This is a genomic window from Pseudomonas sp. RL_105y_Pfl2_101 (genome assembly GCF_963970585.1).
GTDB lineage: Bacteria > Pseudomonadota > Gammaproteobacteria > Pseudomonadales > Pseudomonadaceae > Aquipseudomonas.
The window spans coordinates 17,617-36,100 of the sequence record NZ_CAXAPG010000002.1; the positions used below are offsets into that span (position 1 = coordinate 17,617).

The 18,484-nt window shown below is 60.5% G+C and carries 17 protein-coding genes, 1 tRNA gene, 2 pseudogenes and 1 riboswitch; of the genes and pseudogenes, 15 read left to right on the forward strand and 5 right to left on the reverse strand.

What is annotated here, in order from left to right; genetic code table 11:
- The first annotated feature begins 35 nt into the window (after window positions 1-35).
- Together ygfZ and AACY31_RS02705 are read left to right on the forward strand one after the other, a co-directional pair.
- Window positions 36-977 carry a CAF17-like 4Fe-4S cluster assembly/insertion protein YgfZ gene (gene ygfZ, locus AACY31_RS02700; protein ID WP_339483333.1) on the forward strand — a complete coding sequence of 314 codons (942 nt, stop codon included), beginning with the start codon at window positions 36-38 and terminating at the stop codon, window positions 975-977.
- 35 nt (window positions 978-1,012) lie between these two features.
- Window positions 1,013-1,834, forward strand: a complete 822-nt coding sequence (locus tag AACY31_RS02705; RefSeq protein ID WP_339483332.1) for an HDOD domain-containing protein — start codon at window positions 1,013-1,015, stop codon at window positions 1,832-1,834.
- A 151-nt stretch (window positions 1,835-1,985) separates the two neighbouring features.
- Here AACY31_RS02705 and AACY31_RS02710 read toward each other — a convergent pair whose 3' ends face one another.
- Together AACY31_RS02710 and AACY31_RS02715 are read right to left on the reverse strand one after the other, a co-directional pair.
- Window positions 1,986-3,377 (reverse strand): sensor histidine kinase, encoded by a 1,392-nt coding sequence (locus AACY31_RS02710; protein WP_339483331.1) that lies wholly within the window; start codon window positions 3,375-3,377, stop codon window positions 1,986-1,988.
- Window positions 3,370-4,041 carry a response regulator gene (locus AACY31_RS02715; RefSeq protein WP_339483329.1) on the reverse strand — a complete coding sequence of 224 codons (672 nt, stop codon included), beginning with the start codon at window positions 4,039-4,041 and terminating at the stop codon, window positions 3,370-3,372. The genes AACY31_RS02710 and AACY31_RS02715 overlap by 8 nt, the downstream gene beginning before the upstream one ends.
- Before the next feature lie 235 nt (window positions 4,042-4,276).
- Here AACY31_RS02715 and AACY31_RS02720 point away from each other — a divergent pair, with 235 nt between their 5' ends.
- From AACY31_RS02720 to AACY31_RS02740, 5 genes are all read left to right on the forward strand, one after another.
- On the forward strand, window positions 4,277-5,569 hold the full coding sequence (locus tag AACY31_RS02720) for an OprD family porin (RefSeq protein ID WP_339483327.1): 1,293 nt from the start codon (window positions 4,277-4,279) through the stop codon (window positions 5,567-5,569).
- Between the two features lie 78 nt (window positions 5,570-5,647).
- Window positions 5,648-6,640, forward strand: coding sequence for a Bug family tripartite tricarboxylate transporter substrate binding protein (locus AACY31_RS02725; protein WP_339483325.1), 993 nt, complete (start codon window positions 5,648-5,650; stop codon window positions 6,638-6,640).
- Window positions 6,641-6,695: 55 nt separating this feature from the next.
- A complete protein-coding gene (locus AACY31_RS02730; RefSeq protein ID WP_339483323.1) occupies window positions 6,696-7,157 on the forward strand; it encodes a tripartite tricarboxylate transporter TctB family protein in 462 nt (153 codons plus the stop codon).
- 1 nt (window position 7,158) lies between these two features.
- Entirely contained in the window at window positions 7,159-8,673 is a 1,515-nt protein-coding gene (locus AACY31_RS02735) for a tripartite tricarboxylate transporter permease (RefSeq protein ID WP_339483322.1), read from the forward strand.
- Window positions 8,666-9,688, forward strand: a complete 1,023-nt coding sequence (locus AACY31_RS02740; protein ID WP_339483321.1) for an AbrB family transcriptional regulator — start codon at window positions 8,666-8,668, stop codon at window positions 9,686-9,688. The genes AACY31_RS02735 and AACY31_RS02740 overlap by 8 nt, the downstream gene beginning before the upstream one ends.
- Window positions 9,689-9,774: 86 nt before the next feature.
- Here AACY31_RS02740 and ung read toward each other — a convergent pair whose 3' ends face one another.
- Window positions 9,775-10,467, reverse strand: coding sequence for a uracil-DNA glycosylase (gene ung, locus AACY31_RS02745; RefSeq protein ID WP_339483319.1), 693 nt, complete (start codon window positions 10,465-10,467; stop codon window positions 9,775-9,777).
- Between the two features lie 132 nt (window positions 10,468-10,599).
- On the opposite strand from ung, the gene AACY31_RS02750 reads away from it, so the two are divergent.
- Window positions 10,600-11,712, forward strand: a complete 1,113-nt coding sequence (locus AACY31_RS02750; protein ID WP_339483317.1) for an enoyl-CoA hydratase/isomerase family protein — start codon at window positions 10,600-10,602, stop codon at window positions 11,710-11,712.
- 197 nt (window positions 11,713-11,909) lie between these two features.
- Here AACY31_RS02750 and AACY31_RS02755 read toward each other — a convergent pair whose 3' ends face one another.
- Window positions 11,910-12,317, reverse strand: coding sequence for a hypothetical protein (locus AACY31_RS02755; protein ID WP_339483315.1), 408 nt, complete (start codon window positions 12,315-12,317; stop codon window positions 11,910-11,912).
- A 172-nt stretch (window positions 12,318-12,489) separates the two neighbouring features.
- Window positions 12,490-12,590, forward strand: a riboswitch (guanidine-I (ykkC/yxkD leader).
- 98 nt (window positions 12,591-12,688) lie between these two features.
- Here AACY31_RS02755 and AACY31_RS02760 point away from each other — a divergent pair.
- From AACY31_RS02760 to AACY31_RS02790, 7 genes and pseudogenes are all read left to right on the forward strand, one after another.
- Window positions 12,689-12,834 (forward strand): annotated as a pseudogene (locus AACY31_RS02760) (ABC transporter permease); the annotation flags it as partial.
- Window positions 12,835-13,063: 229 nt separating this feature from the next.
- A pseudogene (locus tag AACY31_RS02765) lies at window positions 13,064-13,681 on the forward strand (GGDEF domain-containing protein); the annotation flags it as partial.
- On the forward strand, window positions 13,674-13,892 hold the full coding sequence (locus AACY31_RS02770) for a cysteine-rich CWC family protein (RefSeq protein ID WP_339483313.1): 219 nt from the start codon (window positions 13,674-13,676) through the stop codon (window positions 13,890-13,892). The pseudogene AACY31_RS02765 and the gene AACY31_RS02770, both read left to right, overlap by 8 nt.
- Before the next feature lie 35 nt (window positions 13,893-13,927).
- Complete coding sequence (locus tag AACY31_RS02775; RefSeq protein WP_339503825.1) at window positions 13,928-14,620, forward strand: pseudouridine synthase; 693 nt, start codon at window positions 13,928-13,930, stop codon at window positions 14,618-14,620.
- A 311-nt stretch (window positions 14,621-14,931) separates the two neighbouring features.
- The gene (locus AACY31_RS02780; RefSeq protein WP_053178410.1) at window positions 14,932-15,816 is read left to right on the forward strand and encodes an alpha/beta fold hydrolase; all 885 of its coding nucleotides are present in this window, start codon (window positions 14,932-14,934) and stop codon (window positions 15,814-15,816) included.
- Between the two features lie 162 nt (window positions 15,817-15,978).
- Window positions 15,979-16,052: transfer RNA gene (locus tag AACY31_RS02785), tRNA-Gly, on the forward strand.
- A 127-nt stretch (window positions 16,053-16,179) separates the two neighbouring features.
- On the forward strand, window positions 16,180-16,761 hold the full coding sequence (locus tag AACY31_RS02790) for a hypothetical protein (RefSeq protein ID WP_339491485.1): 582 nt from the start codon (window positions 16,180-16,182) through the stop codon (window positions 16,759-16,761).
- Between the two features lie 1,230 nt (window positions 16,762-17,991).
- Here AACY31_RS02790 and AACY31_RS02795 read toward each other — a convergent pair.
- On the reverse strand, window positions 17,992-18,474 hold the full coding sequence (locus tag AACY31_RS02795; RefSeq protein ID WP_339475731.1) for an Lrp/AsnC family transcriptional regulator: 483 nt from the start codon (window positions 18,472-18,474) through the stop codon (window positions 17,992-17,994).
- Between the last annotated feature and the right edge of the window lie 10 nt (window positions 18,475-18,484).

Sequence of the window (18,484 nt, forward strand, 5' to 3'; positions counted from 1 at the left end):
TGATGTCTACCAGACCTTTTACCCTGCGATGACCCATGGCTGATTCCGCTTTTTTCTGCACCCTGTCCCACGAAGGCGTCCTCGCGGTCCGCGGCGTGGATGCCGGCAAATTCCTGCAAGGCCAATTGACCTGCAATCTCGACTACCTGAGCGACAGCCGGGCCAGCCTCGGCGCCCGCTGCACCCAGAAAGGCCGGATGCAATCAAGTTTCCGCATCCTGCTCGAAGGCGACGGTGTGTTAATGGCCATGGCCGCCGAACTGCTCGAACCGCAACTGGCCGACCTGAAAAAATATGCCGTATTCTCCAAATCCAAGCTCACCGACGAAAGCGCGGCCTGGGTTCGCTTCGGACTGGAAAACGCCGACAAGGCACTGGCCGGCCTGGGCCTCGAACTGCCGAGCGACACCGACAGCGTGGCTCGCCATGAAGCCTTGATCGCCATCCGCGTATCTCCCGGCCGCGCCGAACTGTGGGTGCCCGCCGAACAGGCGCAGACGCTGCGAACCCGTCTGGGCACAGAATTGGCCGAGGCAGGCTTGAGCCCTTGGCTATTGGGCCAGGTCCGCGCCGGGATCGGCCAGGTCATGCCGGCCACCCGCGAACTGTTCATCCCCCAGATGCTCAACCTGCAAGCCGTCGGCGGCGTCAGTTTCAAGAAAGGCTGCTACACCGGCCAGGAAATCGTCGCCCGCATGCAATACCTGGGGAAGCTGAAGCGACGCTTGTATCGCCTGCAGCTGGACGCCAGCGAACTGCCGGAACCCGGCACAGCGCTGTTCTCCCCCACGCATGGCAGTTCCATCGGCGAAGTGGTGATTGCCGCCCGCGGCGAGGGAAACATTGAGCTGCTGGCGGTCTTGCAGGCCGAAGCAGCAGAAGACGACAATTTACACCTCGGCACCTTGGAAGGCCCACGCCTTCAACTGTTGGACCTGCCTTACGAACTGGACCGCGACCGCGAAATCCAGCGTTGATCGCAGCATTTGTCGCAACACCCTAGAGAACCGAAATGAGCTATTTGGCGGATAAGGTCCAACGGGATTTGGTGCAGGCCATCGATAACGATGACTTGGTTCTGCCAACATTACCGGAAGTGGCCCTGCAGATTCGCCGGGCCGCCGAAGACCCGGAAATCAGCGTCAGCAACCTGAGCAAAGTGATTGGCCGCGATACGGCCCTCTCGGCACGCCTGATAAAAGTGGTCAACAGCCCGCTGTTGCGCGCCACCCAGGAAGTCACCGACCTGCACACGGCCATCACCCGCCTGGGCGTCAACTACAGCAGCAACCTGGCCATCGGTCTGGTCATGGAGCAGATTTTCCACGCCCGCTCCGAGGTGGTGGAGCTGAAGATGCGCGAAGTCTGGCGCAAGAGCCTGGAGATCGCCGGCGTCAGCTATGCGCTGTGTCGCGGTTACACCCAACTCAAGCCCGACCAGGCTGCGTTGGGTGGGCTGGTGCACCAGATCGGCGTGCTGCCGATCCTGACGTATGCGCAAGACAACAATGAATTGCTGTCGGACCCGGTCAGCCTCAACCATGTCATCGAAACGATTCACCCGGTGCTGGGGGACAAATTACTCAGCGTCTGGGAATTTCCGGAGCAGTTGGTGAAGCTGCCGGGGTTGTATCTGGATTTCACCCGGGACTCCAGGCAAATCGATTATGTCGACCTGGTGCAGGTCGCGGCGCTGTATTGCTACAAGGACACCGACCACCCCCTGGGCAAGATTGACGTGTTCGGGGTTCCCGCCTTCAAGAAACTGGGCATCGACCCGGAGAACCCGGCCCGGTGCGCGGATATCGAAGAAGCGCGGTCGATGTTCTATTAAGCAGGTCTGACACCGACGAACTCGTAGTCAGGCCTGCATTTGTGAGCTGTGGCAACAGGATTTGTGGGAGCAACGCTTGCTCGCAAAACAGTCGCCTCTTTATATAAAGACCGTCTCGCCATTATCGCGGGCACGCCTTGCTCCCACAGACTCAGTCTGAGCTTGCAACAAAGCTCACCCGTACCTTCAACCCGCGCGCCTGCCCGTCGTGCAGGGTGATCTGCGCCAGGTGCGCACGGCAGATTTCGCCGACGATCGCCAATCCCAGCCCCGAACCGGCCACTTGCTGGTTGCGTCGATAGAACCGTTCGAACACCCGGTCCCGCTCGTGCAGCGGAATGCCAGGGCCATCGTCCTCGACCTCCAGCACCGCCGGCGCAGAGACCCGCAGGATTACATTGCCGCCCGATGGGGTATGGGCCAGGGCGTTGTCCACCAGGTTGCTCAACAACTCGTTCAATAAGGTCGGCTCGCCCCGCAGCCATACCGGCTCGTCGGCTTCCAGGGCCAGCGCCACCCCTCGCGCATGGGCCAGCGGGGCCATGGCCATGCCCAGCTCACGGGCCAACTGACTGAGATCAAGCCGTTGCGCGCCGCCCTCGGCAATGGCCCGGGCGCCGTTTTCCACGCGCGCCAAGGACAGCAGTTGGTTAGCCAGGTGGGTTAGCCGGTCAGTGCCCTGGGCCGCAGTTTCCAGGGTTTCACGCCAGGTCGCCGGTTCACTGGCACGCAAGCCCAGCTCAAGACGCGCCTTGAGCGCGGCCAAGGGCGTGCGTAGCTCATGGGCGGCATCAGCGATGAACTGCGCCTGACGCTCGAATTGCCCGCGCAGACGCTCGGTGAAATGGTTGAGGGCCCGCACCAGCGGCCACAATTCGTGCTGCACTTCCACCAGTGGCAACGGCCGCAAATCGTCCCACTGGCGCTCCTCCACCGCCGTGCGCAAGCGCTCCAGCGGGCGCAACGCCGCGCTGACTGCAAACCACACCAACAGCAGCGCGCCCACGGCCAGCATGCCCAGGCGCAACAGCGTGTCGGCCATCAGTCCGCGGGCCATACTGACCCGCGCCTCTTGAGTCTCCGCCACACGAATTTCCGCCATGCCGTTCATGTTCGGCTCGCTCACGGCCTTGAGCAGGCTCACCACCCGCACGTTCTGCCCCTGGTACTGGGCGTTATAGAAGCGGGCCAGGGCCGGGTAGTCGTCCGTGCGCGGCGTCCCGGGCGGCGGGCCGGGGAGGTTTTCGTAGCCGGAAATCAACTTCTTGTCGATGTCATTGACCTGGTAATAAATCCGTCCGGCGCTGTCGTAGGCGAAAGTGTCCAAGGCCACGTAAGGCACATCCGCGCTGAGACTACCGTCACGCTGCGAAAGGCCCGCGGCGATGGTGCGGGCCGAGGCCAGCAGGGTCCGATCGTAGGCGGTGTCGGCAGCCTCGCGACCGTTCCAATAGGCGCTCAAACCGCTGGCAAGCATCAACACCACCAGCAGCAGGGCCAGGTTCCGAAGCAGCCGCCAGCGCAGGCTGTCGGGCTTATGCATTGCGATTTTCCAGCAGGTAGCCCAGGCCGCGGAACGTCACGATCGCCACCGCATGACCATCGAGTTTCTTGCGCAAGCGATGGACATAGATTTCGATCGCATCGGGGCTGGCCTCTTCGTCCAGACCGAACACCTGGGCCGCCAGTTGCTCCTTGCTCATCACCCGCCCCGGCCGGGCGATCAACGCCTCCAGCACGGCTTGCTCGCGGGACGTTAGGGTCAACAGTTCATCGTCGAGCGTAAAGCGGCGTGTGTCCAGGTCATAAACCAGTCCGCCACAGCGCTGCTGGCGTTCGCCGCCCAGCACGCTACGGCGCAACAGTGCCTTGACCCGGGCCTCCAGCTCAGTGAGCTCGAATGGCTTGGCCAGGTAATCGTCGGCACCGAGGTTCAGGCCATGGACGCGGTCCTTTACGTCGCTGCGGGCGGTCAACATCAGTACCGGCAAGGTCTTGCCGCGAGACCGCAGACGCGCCAGCACCTCGAAACCGTCCATGCGCGGCAGCCCGACATCCAGGACCGCCACGGCGTATTCCTCACAGCTCAAGGCTAGGTCGGCCGCGACGCCGTCGTGCAGCACGTCCACGGTCAAACCGGTGCTCTTGAGCGCCTGGGCAACGCTTTCGGCGAGCTGCAGATGGTCTTCGACGAGCAGGACACGCATGGGTTATTCCTCGATTCAGGGATGGCCGACACCATTCTTTGGCGCGGAGTTTACAGCCGCATCCGCCACTGTGAAGCCAAAAAATACGCTGAAAACTGTTGAAAGGTTGGCGAAAGGTTGGGCCGTTAGAGTCCTCTCCACGGACAGTCTCGACTGCCGTCGCGACGCACATCGTGAACGAAAAACGCCTCGAAGCGTTTTCGCCAAAATAAGAACAATAAAGCGGAGTACCACCATGCTGTCCATGCAGCCCCAGGCCCCAGCGCCTGCTCGCCTTTCCCGCTTCAACCAGACCGCGCTGGCCAGTGCCGCCGCCCTCGCCGGCTTTTCGCCGATGAGCCAGGCAGCCTTCATCGAAGACAGTACGGCAACCTTCGAAACCCGCAACATGTATTTCAACCGCGACTTTCGCGACGGCACCAGCGCGCAGCAATCCAAGCGCGACGAATGGGCCCAGGGGTTCATGCTCAACCTGCAATCGGGTTACACCGAAGGCACCGTGGGATTCGGCATCGATGCCTTGGGGATGCTCGGCGTCAAACTCGATTCCAGCCCGGACCGTACCGGCAGCGGCCTGTTACCCACCCACGATGACGGTCGCGCCGCTGACGAATATGCCAAGCTGGGCCTGACCGCCAAGGTGAAAATCTCCGCCACGGAGCTGAAAATCGGCAGCCTGATCCCGGAGCTACCGATCCTCAAGCCCAACGATGGGCGCATCCTGCCGCAAACCTTCGAGGGCGGCCTGCTGAGCTCCAAAGAGATCAAGAACCTGACCTTCACCGGCGGGCGCCTGGACAAAGCCAAGGATCGCAACGACAGCAATTACGAAGACATCGCCCTCAACAACAAGAACAGCCGTTTCTCCGGCAGCGTGGCAGGCGATCATTTCGACTTTGCCGGTGTGGACTACAAGTTCACCGACAAGATCACCGGCCGTTACCACTTCGCCCAGCTCGGCGAAGTCTACAGCCAGCATTTCCTCGGTCTGGTCGCCTCGCAAGCCTTCGGCCCCGGCACCCTCGGCACCGACCTGCGACTGGCCATCAGTGACGATGACGGCGCCGCCCGTGGCGGCAAGATCGACAACAAGTCCATCAATGGCTTGGTGAGCTACGCTTTGAGCGGCCACAAGTTCAGCGCCGGTTATCAGCATATGTCGGGCGACAGCGCCTTCCCGTATGTCGATGGCAGTGACCCGTACCTGGTGAACTTTGTACAGATCAACGACTTTGCCGGCGCCGACGAACGCTCCTGGCAGGCACGCTACGACTATGACTTCGGCAAGATCGGGATTCCCGGCCTGAGCTTCATGAGTCGCTACGTGAGCGGCGACAACATCTCGCTGCGCAACGGTGACACTGGCAAGGAATGGGAACGCGACAGCGAGATCAAGTACGTGGTGCAGAGCGGCACGCTCAAGGACGTTGCCGTACGCCTGCGCAACGCGACCTACCGTTCCAATTACTCGGCCCGCGATGCGGATGAAATGCGCGTGCTGGTGAACTACAGCGTCGCACTCTGGTAATGGACCCACTGCCGGATGCGCCAGTGTCCGACAGCGTCAAACATGCAATACACAACAACAACTCCTGTGGAGACAACAATGAACCTATCACTGCGTAAAGTAGCCCTGGCCGCCGGATGCCTGATGTTCGCCGGGCAGTTGCTCGCCGCCGATCCATCCAAAGAGCCCAAGCGCCCCGAATGCATCGCCCCGGCGGCACCAGGCGGCGGATTCGACCTCACATGCAAACTGGCGCAAAGCGCGCTGGTCAACGAGAAACTGCTGACCAAACCCATGCGAGTGACCTACATGCCCGGCGGTGTCGGCGCGGTGGCCTACAATGCAGTGGTCGCCCAGCGTCCGGCCGACGCCGGTACGCTGGTGGCCTGGTCCAGCGGTTCGCTGTTGAACCTGGCGCAAGGCAAGTTCGGTCGTTTCGATGAAAACGCCGTGCGCTGGCTGGCGGCCGTTGGTACCAGTTACGGCGCCATCGCGGTGAAGAGCGACTCGCCCTACAAGAACCTCGACGATCTGGTACAGGCCCTGAAGAAAGATCCAGGCTCGGTGGTGATCGGCTCCGGCGGTACCGTCGGCAGCCAGGACTGGATGCAAACCGCCCTGGTCGCCAAGGCCGCCGGTATTGACCCGCGCAAACTGCGCTACGTAGCCCTTGAAGGCGGCGGTGAAATCGCCACTGCCCTGCTCGGTGGCCATATCCAAGTGGGCAGTACCGACATCTCCGACTCCATGCCGCACATCCTGAGCGGCGACATGCGTCTGTTGGCGGTGTTCTCCGATAAACGCCTGGACGAGCCGGAAATGAAAGACATCCCGACCGCTCGCGAGCAAGGCTACGACATCCTCTGGCCGGTGGTCCGCGGCTTCTACCTCGGGCCAAAGGTCAGCGACGAAGACTACGCCTGGTGGAAAAACGCCTTCGACAAACTGCTGGCCTCCGAAGAGTTCGCCAAGCTGCGCGACCAGCGTGAGCTGTTCCCGTTTGCCATGACCGGCCCGGAACTGGATGCCTATGTGAAGAAACAAGTGGCTGATTACAAGGTGCTGGCCAAAGAGTTCGGCCTGATCCAGTAACCGTCTCTGTTCTCGCGGCGGCGCTGGTACTGTCAGCGCCGCCCAGGAGTTAGTCATGCTCACCATCCAACGTATTTTTGCCGCGGTGTTGCTACTGGTCTGTATCGGCCTGGCGCTGATGGCTTGGCCCTATCAAGCGGCCTTCTCCTACGAACCGGTCGGTCCCCGCGCCTTTCCCTTGCTGATGATCGGGTTGATGGGGCTGGCATTGCTGTACATGCTGTTCCGCCCGACGCCCATCGTGCACAGCGACGAAGACCCGCACCTGGACCGCGAAACCTTGCAGAAAATCGGTATCTGCGTGGCACTGCTGCTGGTATTCGCCGGGACCTTCGAACCCCTGGGCTTCATCCTTGCCAGCATCCTGACCGGCGTGCCGATGGCGCGCCTGTACGGCGGTCGCTGGGTGCCGAGCGTGGTGATCATCAGCCTGATGGCCATCGGTCTTTATCTGTTGTTCGACAAGCTGATGGACGTGCCGCTGCCCCTGGGCCTGCTCGACGTCCTGGAGAATTGATATGGATACCCTGAATTATCTCGGCCAGGGTTTTGGCGTTGCACTGACCCCCTATAACCTGGTCACGGCATTGGCCGGCACCCTGATCGGCACCGTGGTCGGCCTGCTGCCGGGCCTGGGCCCGATCAACGGCGTGGCGCTGCTGATCCCGATTGCCTTTGCCCTGGGGCTGCCGCCGGAATCGGCGCTGATCCTGCTGGCGGCGGTGTACCTGGGTTGCGAATACGGCGGGCGTATCAGCTCGATCCTGCTCAACATCCCGGGTGAAGCCTCTACCGTAATGACCACCCTCGACGGCTACCCGATGGCCCGCCAAGGCCTGGCCGGCGTAGCGTTGTCGCTGTCGGCGTGGAGTTCGTTCATCGGCGCATTCATCGCCACCTGCGGCATGGTGTTGTTCGCTCCCCTGCTGGCCAAATGGGCGATTGCCTTCGGGCCGGCGGAATATTTCGTCCTGATGGTGTTCGCCATTGTCTGCCTCGGCGGCATGGCCGGCGACCGGCCGCTCAAGACGTTCATCGCAGCCCTGATCGGCCTGTTCCTGTCTTGCGTCGGGATCGATGCCAACAGCGGCGTGTATCGCTTCACCGGTGACAACATCCACCTGACCGACGGCATTCAGTTCGTCGTGTTGGTGCTGGGCCTGTTCTCCATCAGCGAGATCCTGTTGCTGCTGGAAAAAACCCATCGCGGCCAGGAAGCGGTAAAAGCCACCGGGCGGATGATGTTCAACTTCAAGGAAGCGGCGTCAGTCTTCACCGTGAACCTGCGCTGCGGCGTGCTCGGTTTCATCATGGGCGTGCTGCCGGGTGCTGGTGCGACCCTGGCCAGCGCCGTGGCCTACATGACCGAGAAACGCATCGCCGGCGCCAGTGGTACATTCGGTCAGGGTGACAAGCGCGGCCTCGCCGCCCCGGAAACCGCCATCGGTGGCGCGGCCTGCGGTGCGCTGGTGCCGATGCTGACCCTCGGCGTTCCCGGCTCGGGCACCACCGCGGTGATGATCGGCGCGCTGTCGCTGTACAACATCACCCCTGGCCCCCTGCTGTTCCAGCAACAGCCAGACATCGTCTGGGGCCTGATCGCGTCGTTGTTCGTCGCCAACGTCATGCTGGTGGTGCTCAACATTCCGATGATCCGCGTCTTCACCCGGATCCTGGCCGTGCCGAACTGGGCGCTGGTACCGGTCATCGCGATCATCACCGGGATCGGTGTCTATGCGGTGCACGCCACCACGTTCGACCTGTTCCTGATGATCGGTATCGGCATCTTCGGCTATATCCTGCGCAAGCTGGAATTCCCGCTGTCGCCGGTGCTGCTGGGCTTCATCCTCGGAGGCCTGATGGAGCAGAACCTGCGGCGCGCACTGTCAATTTCCAACGGTGCGCTGGAGATCCTCTGGTCGAGCCCGATCACCCTCGGCTGCTGGGTGCTGACGGCGATCATGTTGTTCATGCCATTGTTGCGGATTTGGCGTCGCCGCGCCGCACAACGTCGCCCCCTGGCCAATGTCTGAAACGACCTTCAGACAATGGTGGGGAACACCGCTGGTCGGCCTGGCCGGCGGTTACCTGGCCAGCCTGATCGGCTGGCCTTTGCCCTGGATGGTCGGCTCGTTGCTGGCGATCATTCTGGTGCGCTGTCTCACGCCGTGGCAGTTGATGGAAATCCCCGGCGGCCGTAAATGCGGCCAATGGGTGGTGGGCATCGGCATCGGCCTGCACTTCACCCCCGTGGTGATGGAGCAGGTCCTGAGCCACTTCGGCCTGATCTTTTTCGGCGCGCTGATCACCAGCGTATCCAGCGTGGTGAGTGTCTGGCTGATGCGTCGCACCGGCGAGGACCGCGCCACCGCATTCTTCTCGAGCATGCCGGGCGGTTCCGGCGAAATGGTCAACCTCGGCGCCCGCAACGGCGCGGACCTCAGTCGTGTTGCGGCGGGCCAGAGCCTGCGGGTGCTGGTGGTGGTGCTGTGCGTGCCGGCGGCCTTCAAGTACCTGTTGGGCGAAGGCGCCCCGGTGCAACATCCCACGACGGTGGACTGGCTGTGGCTGGCGATGCTGTTCCCGGCGGGCGCCCTGCTCGCCTGGGTCTGGGAACGCTTGCGCCAACCCAATCCCTGGTTGTTCGGGCCGTTGCTGGTGAGTGCGGCGGTGAGCGTCGGTTGGGACCTGCACATCGGCCTACCCAACGGCGCCAGCCAGATCGGCCAGTGGCTGATCGGCAGCGGATTGGGTTGTCATTTCAACCGACAGTTCTTTCGACGGGCACCGTCGTTCATGGGGCGCACCCTGGTCGGCACGGTGTTGACGATGCTGATCGCCACCCTGGCAGCCTTGGGCCTGAGCACCCTGACCCACTTGGACCTGCGTTCACTGACCCTCGGCATGATGCCCGGCGGCATCGCGGAAATGAGCCTGACGGCCGAGACGCTGCAACTATCAGTGCCATTGGTGACGGCGTTGCAGGTGATGCGCTTGCTGTTTGTGCTGTTTCTGGCGGAGCCGTTGTTCAGGTATTGGAACCGGTAGGAACTGCCGAAGGCTGCGATCTTTTGATCTTTATCTTTCGCTTGGGATTCAACAGGCAGTGAAAAGATCACAGGCTTCGCCAGCGCCTAGAGCGGGGGCAATCGCCAATCAATGGGCGCTTCGCCATGTTGCTCGAGGAACTTGTTGGTCCGACTGAAATGCCCGCACCCCAGAAAGCCACGATAAGCCGACAACGGCGACGGGTGAACCGAGGTCAGCACCAGGTGCTTGGTGGCGTCGATCAGTTTCTGCTTGCTCTGGGCATGGGCGCCCCATAGCAGGAAGACCAGGTTCTGCTGGTGTTCGCTGACCACTTCGATGACCCGGTCGGTGAAATGCTGCCAGCCCTTGCCCGCGTGGGCGTTGGCGTTGGCGCGCTCCACGGTCATGGTCGTATTGAGCAGCAACACGCCCTGGTCGGCCCAGCTTTGCAGGTAGCCGTGACTCGCGATGTCGATGTTCAAATCGCGCTTCAATTCCTTATAGATGTTCACCAACGACGGGGGCGCCGGCACGCCCGGTTGCACCGAGAAGCACAAGCCATGGGCCTGGCCCGGGCCGTGGTACGGGTCCTGGCCGAGAATCACCACCTTGACCTTGTCCAGCGGCGTGGAGTTGAGGGCATTGAAAATCAGCGGTGCCGGTGGATAAATTTCCTTGCCGGCGGCGTATTCCAGACGCAGGAATTCGCGCAACTCTGCCATGTAAGGCTGGTCGAACTCGGCACGCAGTGCCTGCTTCCAGCTCGGTTCAAGTTTGATACGGTCGTCGGCAGTCATGGTTGCATCCGGTAAAAAACAATGGGCGCACCCTAGGAAAGCCTACATGGCTTGTCAATTGATCTGACGCAGAGCCGGCACTTTCCTACGCAGCGGTCATACTGATTATTCAAATTTCTGATCGAGGTCACGATGAATCTGCACTTCGAAGAGCTCACCGGCATCGACGGTGCCCGTATCGGCATCGCCACCCTGGACGCCGAAAAATCCCTGAACGCCCTGTCCCTGCCGATGATCAACGCCTTGCGTGACCGTCTCGATGCCTGGGCCCGGGAACCGCAGGTCGTTTGTGTGTTATTGCGCGGCGATGGCGCCAAGGCATTTTGCGCCGGCGGTGAAGTGCGCAGCCTGGTAGAGGCCTGCCGAGCCCACCCCGGCGAAGTGCCGCCGCTGGCGGCACAATTCTTCGCGGCGGAATACCGCTTGGACTTCAACCTGCACACCTACCCCAAACCCCTGCTGTGCTGGGGCCACGGTTATGTGCTGGGCGGCGGCATGGGGCTGCTGCAAGGCGCCAGTACCCGCATCGTCACACCAAGCAGTCGCCTGGCAATGCCGGAGATCAGCATCGGCCTGTACCCGGATGTCGGCGCCAGTTGGTTCTTGTCACGCCTGCCCGGCAAGCTCGGGCTGTTTCTCGGCCTGACCGGCGCGCACATGAATGCCCGGGACGCCATCGACCTGGGCTTGGCCGACCGTTTTTTGCTGGATGAACAACAGGACGACCTGATCGAAGGCCTGCTGCAGCTCAATTGGCAGGAACAAACCGAGATGCAGCTCAACAGCCTGCTCAAGGCCCTGCAACAGGAAGCGGTCGGCCAAATGCCCGAAGCCCAATGGCTGCCACGTCGGCAGAAAATCGATGAATGGCTGGATGTCAGCGATGTGCGCTGCGCCTGGAAAGCCCTCAGCCTGCTGGTGGACCACCCGGATCCACTGATTGCCCGGGCGGCCAAGACCATGACCGACGGTTCGCCGTTGACCGCTTATCTGGTCTGGGAACAGATCGCCCGGGCCCGGCATTTGTCCTTGGCCGGCGTGTTCAGGATGGAATACACCTTGAGCCTCAACTGCTGCCGCCATCCGGAATTCAGCGAAGGCGTGCGCGCGCGGCTGATCGACAAGGACCACAAGCCCCATTGGCACTGGCCGGACATCAACCATGTGCCCGAAGCGGCGGTTGAGGCGCACTTTCACAAAGCGTGGGAGGGGCGGCATCCGTTGGCGGATTTGTCCAACGAGTAAAACCCCTGGGTGACACTCTGTGGGAGTGACATCTGTGGGAGCAAAGCTTGCTCGCGACAGCGATATACCAGTCACCGGGAAGCTAACGGATCCCCTGTCATCGCGAGCAAGCTTTGCTCCCACAAACGTTATCCCACAGGTTTTATTGCACGCACAAAAAAGCGGCGCTCAATGCGCCGCTTCTTGTTGCCCAAAGGTCAGCGGTGGTTGCGTCGTCCATCGTGATCGCCACGTCCACGATCATAATCACCGCGTCCCCGATGATCACGCCCGCCTCGACCCCGTCGGTCATCATTCCAGCCACCCCGGTTATGGCCGTCCCAGCCACCCCTATTCGGATAAGACCGGTACGCCGCTCGCGGTGGCGAGTAGTGGCGTGGGGCGGGTTGGTAATACCGCGGCGGCGAGTAATAGCGCGGCGCCGGTTGGTAATACCGCGGGGCGTAATAGCCACGCGGTGCCGAATAATACCCACCACTGTAATAGGCCGGCCCGGGGGAGGTATAGACCTCGGAACGGTAGTAGCTCGAGTCTGCATCGTAGTAAGGTACGCAGGCCGAAAGTGTCAAACCGAGAAACGCAATGAGCAGCAGTCGTCGATACATGGCGGCCTCCTGGACCGCGAATGGGCCACATCAGCGACGCTGATGGGCGACAGTCATCTATTGGGTGACTGACGATTAATCTGACAGTGAAATCGGGATCTGGTGCGTCCCAGTAACAAGTTGAAACATGTAGCTTTTTGCCTCATGCCGTTGCGCAGCGGCACCACCATTTGCAATGGCAGACTAGGGTTCCGACTCGCTTCTAGCGAGAGGTTGGTCCGAGAGTTGACGACCTCCAGTTGAGGTTACATGGCGGGACAAAGCCCGGTAGCCAAGGCATCGTCCTCAAGGGCGAGGGCAAGAAGCTGCGCTTTGACCCGACCTACGTACAGCTGACTGCCGACGCCCCGCTGTAAACCGCAAGGCCTGGCATGCGCCTGAACAACCGCTACCCGGATCGTCCCAGCCTCTTGTTGCTGGTGATCCTGCCATTCGCGCGGGTGTTGTTCGCCTTACCCTCAGCGGCGAATACCTGCTCTGGCAAGACACCGCGTCGAGCCTGCGTCGGTTGGGCATCGAAAAATACATGACCTCGGTGCGCAAACCTGCAAATCCGAATGTCTTTTCCCACAAGGCCACTAAACTGACTTCATTGGGTCTGCGCCAAGGGAAACGCCATGTCGCTCCGTTCGCCGTTGTATTCCCAGCGCAAGCCGCTCCTGGCCGTGGTGGCGCTGCTCGGTACAGGTTTCCTGATCATTGCGTTGCTGGGCTATTACGCAGCCCATGCCTCGGTACGCGATCACATCCTCAAGACACTGTATTTGAACCTGCTGATCGGCATACTCGTGACGCTGGCGGTCCTGGCAATCCTCTGCCGGTTGATCAAACGCTACCAACAGCGCATCGACGCCCAAGCCACCCTCGACAGCCTGACCGAATTGCCGAACCGCCGTGGCTTCGACCTGCTGGCCGTGCAAGCGCTGCACGAAGCTCAGCGCGAGCCCAAACCCTTGGCGGCGTTGCTGCTGGAATTGGACGATTTCAAGCAGTTGGACACCACCCATGGTCACATCGCCACCGATCAACTGCTGACCGGGTTCACCCGCGACCTGACGCAAAGCCTGCGGCATTCGGACATCGTGTGTCGCTGGAGCACTGAAGCCTTTGTCGTCCTGCTCAAGGACACCGATGGACAGACCGGTCTGAAAATCGCTGAGAAAATTCGTCAGCACATCGAAAAGCAGCGCTATTTCTGCAGTGGAAAACAATTGCTGGTCACCGTCAGCCTCGGCCTCACCACCTTGCAGGACGAAGACACCTTGCACAGCCTGCTGTCGCGGACCGATCATGCGCTGCAACGCGCCCGGCAGACCGGGTGCAACCGAACCTGCGTGGAAATGCCTCACTCCAGTTATGAATAAACCCGACCTTTGCCCGGCCTGCGGCGGTGCCAATGACTGCACCCTGGCCGACCCTCGAACTGCCGACCGGGCTTGCTGGTGTTACGGCGTGAGCATCGACCCGGCCGTGCTCGAGGCATTGCCAGCCGCGCAGCGTGATCAGTCCTGCCTGTGCCCACGCTGCGCCCAGGTCGAAGCCCAGTTACGCGCCAAGCCCCAGCCGATCGCGTAAGATGCCCGCCCTCCGTTGCCTTGCCTGAATTGCCCATGCGCGTCGACCGTTTCCTCAGTAATCTGCCGCGATTCAATCGTCAACAAGTGCGCCTGTTACTGGTGGAACGCCGGGTGCGGATCGATGGTCAGACCGTCAGCGATCCCCATGCCCCCGTCCGTGAATTCAGTCGCGTTGAAGTCGACGACCAAGTGCTGCAAGCAGGCCGGCCGGCGCGCTACTTCATGCTGCACAAACCGCCCGGCTGTGTCAGTGCGACCCGCGATCCGCAACACCCCACGGTGCTCGATTGGCTGGACGAACCGGACAAGGACGACCTGCACATCGCCGGGCGCCTGGATTTAAACACCACCGGGCTGATGCTGATCACCAATGACGGCACTTGGTCGCGGCGCCTGACCCAACCGCAAACCAAACTGCCCAAGGTCTACTACGTCGAAACCGAGCAAATCATCGCGGCCGAATACGCCGACACCTTCGCCCGGGGCCTGTACTTTGCCTTTGAAGACCTCACCACCCAACCAGCAGAGCTGACACTGCTGGGGCCCAGATCGGCGCGGTTGAGCATCGTTGAAGGGCGCTATCACCAGGTCAAGCGCATGTTCGGCCACTTCAATAACAAGGTGCTGCGCCTGCACCGCGAGCGGATGGGCCCACTGACGTTGGACGCCCATCTTGAGCCGGGCCAGTACCGCGCCTTGAGCCCTGAAGAAGTCCATCTCATCTGAACCTGCTACCGCTGGGCAGAAGTGTCGAACAATTTTTTGATAGGTACTTGCGCAACGGGCGCCCCCCTGCTTGAATCAGGTCGTCGGCCGAAATGTGACCGACGAGTCACAACATACTTCCAAGAAACTTTTTGCCGGCTGAAACCCTCGGGTTCCGCCTTGTCCCGCCGGCGAACTGCCCACCTATAACAATACCCGTCGACCGTTTTTTTTGGATCGACATGGGCTTTATCTTCCAGGCGTATGCCTACCTGTCACATTGCCCGTGCAATCTCATTGCGCGCATACCCGCTTGCCAGGAGTCTTATGACATGAGGCCAGAAATCGCTGTGCTGGATATACAGGGTCAGTATCGGGTTTACACGGAGTTCTATCGCGCAGACGCCGCACAAAAGACCATCATCCTGGTCAACGGCTCAATGGCCACCACTGCGTCGTTTGCACAGACCGCCAAAAACCTCTACCCGCAATTCAATGTTGTGCTGTACGACCAACCCTACGCGGGCAAGTCAAAAGCTCACAACCGACATGAGCAAATGCTGACGAAAGAGATCGAGGGCCAGATTCTCCTGGAACTGATCGACCACTTCGCCGCCGAGCACGTGCTGTCGTTTTCCTGGGGTGGCGCCGCCACGCTGACCGCCTTGGCGCAGCGACCAAGGCGCATCGAAAAAGCGGTGATCAGTTCGTTCTCGCCGGTGCTCAATGCGCCAATGCGCGACTACCTGGAACGCGGTGTGGATTACCTCGGCAGCCTGGACGGCGACCGTGTCGGGCACTTGGTCAACAGCACCATCGGCAAGCATTTGCCGCCGCTGTTCAAGCGCTTCAACTATCGCCACGTCAGCAGTTTGGCCGAGCATGAGTACGGGCAGATGCACTTCCACATCAGCGATGTGCTCCACAGCGACCAGCTGTGCTACGTCAACGCCGCGAAAAAGATCAACGTACCGGTGTTGTTCCTGAACGGCGAATGGGACGAATACACTGCGGCCGACGACGCCAGGCTCTTTGCCGATCACGTACAGCACAGCAGCTTCAGCACGCTGCAAGCCACCGGGCACTTCCTGGACATGGAACACAAAGCCGCCTGCCGCGACAGCCGTAACGCCTTGATGGGTTTCCTCACACCGGAACACCACGAAAGCCGACCGCGCTATAGCTACGTGCAGGGCTACCATGCACTGGCTATCTGAAACGGCGTCCTGGCGAGCAAGCACTGTTCTGCACCTTCAGCAACGGGGCTTGCCCGCCAACGACGGCTCTGGTTTGAGGCTCGCGTAGACGACTGACAGCACGTTGCGTGAAGAAAAACTTCAAATCCGTGCCCACATCTGGTACAAAGTCAGCCGCTCTGAGCGGGTGTCGTATAATGGCATTACTCCAGCTTCCCAAGCTGATAACGAGGGTTCGATTCCCTTCACCCGCTCCAATCGAATTCTGGTCCTGCGTCGTATGCTTTTTGGCGGGGGATTAAAAAACCGGCTCTTGGTTGCCGGTTTTTTTTGGTCTGGTGTTTTGTGGGATTTGCGCCCGAGCACCTATGAAGGAGAGCAAGGATGCACCTGATTGACTCATATCTGCCTACGTATCAGTTCAGTGAATTGCATACCGCGGATATCCCCGCAGCCCCTTCCCATGCCATGGCGGCAATCCTCGCCCACCGCCCCGAAGACGATCGTTTTTTTCGGTACGCAATCAAGCTTCGCGAACTCCCCATGCGCCTGCTGGGCCGATCTCGGCACCCAGACACTGATCAACGCGCTTCATTCGGCATGGATAATTTCACGTTGCTTCAGCGCGATGGCGACGTAGAGGTCGCCTACGGGCTCGCCGGCAAGCTGTGGAAAGCTGACTACGGCCAAGTCGTTGTCGCAGATGCCGAAGCGTTCGAGGCATTCAATGAGCCGGGGAATGTGAAGTTGGTCATAAGCTTCACCTGCCAGTTGCTGCGACCGGGCCTGACGAGGGTCACCACGCAAACGCGGGTGCATTGCCTCGACGCGGATGCGTTGCGAAGTTTTACGTCGTACTGGTATTTGATTCGCCCGGTCAGCGGGCTTATTCGTCGGCGCATGCTGAAGGCTATTGCGAGGCGTTGCGCAGCAGGCGCTTTGAAGAGCAGTACGCCAAGAGCATGAATGAACGCTCATGAAGAAGATTTCACCGCGCCCTCGCCAAGAGGGGAATTGGTAGGCGGCAAGGGTGCCGACCAAATCAGGCAGGGCTGTGCCGAAAAAAGTATTTGGGCGACAGAGAATCAAACATGTTTTGCGACAAAAGCGACGACGGCAAACAGAGTCAGGGCGAACGCAGCGCCTATGCTGAACGGCAGCAACGTAACGCGCAGCGTGGTCGGAGCCGGGCGTCTCACCTCTTCAGCTAACGCGTCTACCTCTTGGTGCAATTGCTCGATGCTTGCTTGGTAACTTCGATGCGTAGGCATGTCGCCCCAGCGATGTATGTAGGGTTATTGGTCTCTCATGGATCAAGCCATGAGGGTTGCAAAGGCGCCGAGGTATGGCTTGATAGCCGCAGCGACAGCGTTTCGCTCATCAATTCGCGCAAGGCGAACCATGAGCTCGTCAAGACGTTGAACAGAGCCCAATGAATCTTGGGCTGATTTGACGGCAGCATCTCAGTTTGCCTGAGCAGAAGCCCGCGCAGCTTTGATGACCTCTGCTTTCTGCACAACATCACGTTGGGAGGCGTTAGCCTTGCCAATGATGCCCATCAAGATCTCTCGCCTGGTCTCGGCACAAGTGTTGGTAAAAAACTCAGTCAATGCGCTGGTTTTCCTGACCCTATCTGCACACATCGGTTTACCTTCTTAGCGGCTCAACGAGCTGAGCCTGATCGTGGGGCTGGGAAATCAGCACAACCGACAATATCGTATGATTCCCATGGAAATTTGTAGGCAAAATCCGAGAATTACGTAGGGGGTGCGCTTACGTTGCTTTTCGGCGAGTTTTCGCCTTGTTGCCCTTGCCCTTCGATGGCTACTCTCCCGACGTCGCTGCAAATTCAGCGACCGGGCCTAGGAACCCGCTGAATTCAAGGCGCACAGCGCCCATAAAATTGCAGGCGCTTTTTGTGTTTGCGATGATGTTTTATGGTGGCTGTGCGTGGGACACCCTCGGGTGTGCCGGGTGCCTTGACTCCCGGTTCCTAGCCCACGTACGGCCGCCACCCGAATCTAGGAAAGGATGGCGGCGGTTTCTCAAGTCAAGGAGTGAATCTATGCGAAACGTAATTCCATCCTAGTACGTTTGAGAATGGGAGCCGCGAGACTCCCACCTAACGACAGAACAAAAAGCCCCGGTGTTTTTCACAGCGGGGCTTTTTGTATCTTGGCCGCCCACTTGTGTCGTTCATTGCTCGGTCCCCGGTAAATGCCCCAACGGCAGCGCCCCCGGCGTCTTCACCGTATGAATCGCAAAGTTGCTGCGGATATCACTCACACCCGGCAGTTTCAGCAGCCGCCCAGTGAGAAAACGATCGTAAGCCCGCAAATCCGGCACCACCACTTGCAACAGAAAATCCGATTCGCCTGAAACCAGAAACGCCGAGATCACTTCCGGCAACGCCGTGACGGCCTGGCGAAACACTTCGGCTTGTTCGTCGTTGTGCCGTTCAACCTTCACGCCGACAAATATCGTTAATCCGAGGCCCACTTCATCGCGGTCCAGGACGGCTTGGTAACCGCGAATGACACCGGCTTCTTCGAGTATTCGCACGCGGCGCAGGCAGGGTGACGGGGACAGGCCGATTTCTTCGGCCAGTTGCACATTGCTCAGGCGGCCATCGCGTTGCAGCGCGGCGAGGATTTTGCGGTCAAAGGCATCCAGTTTCATTAATTGGCAG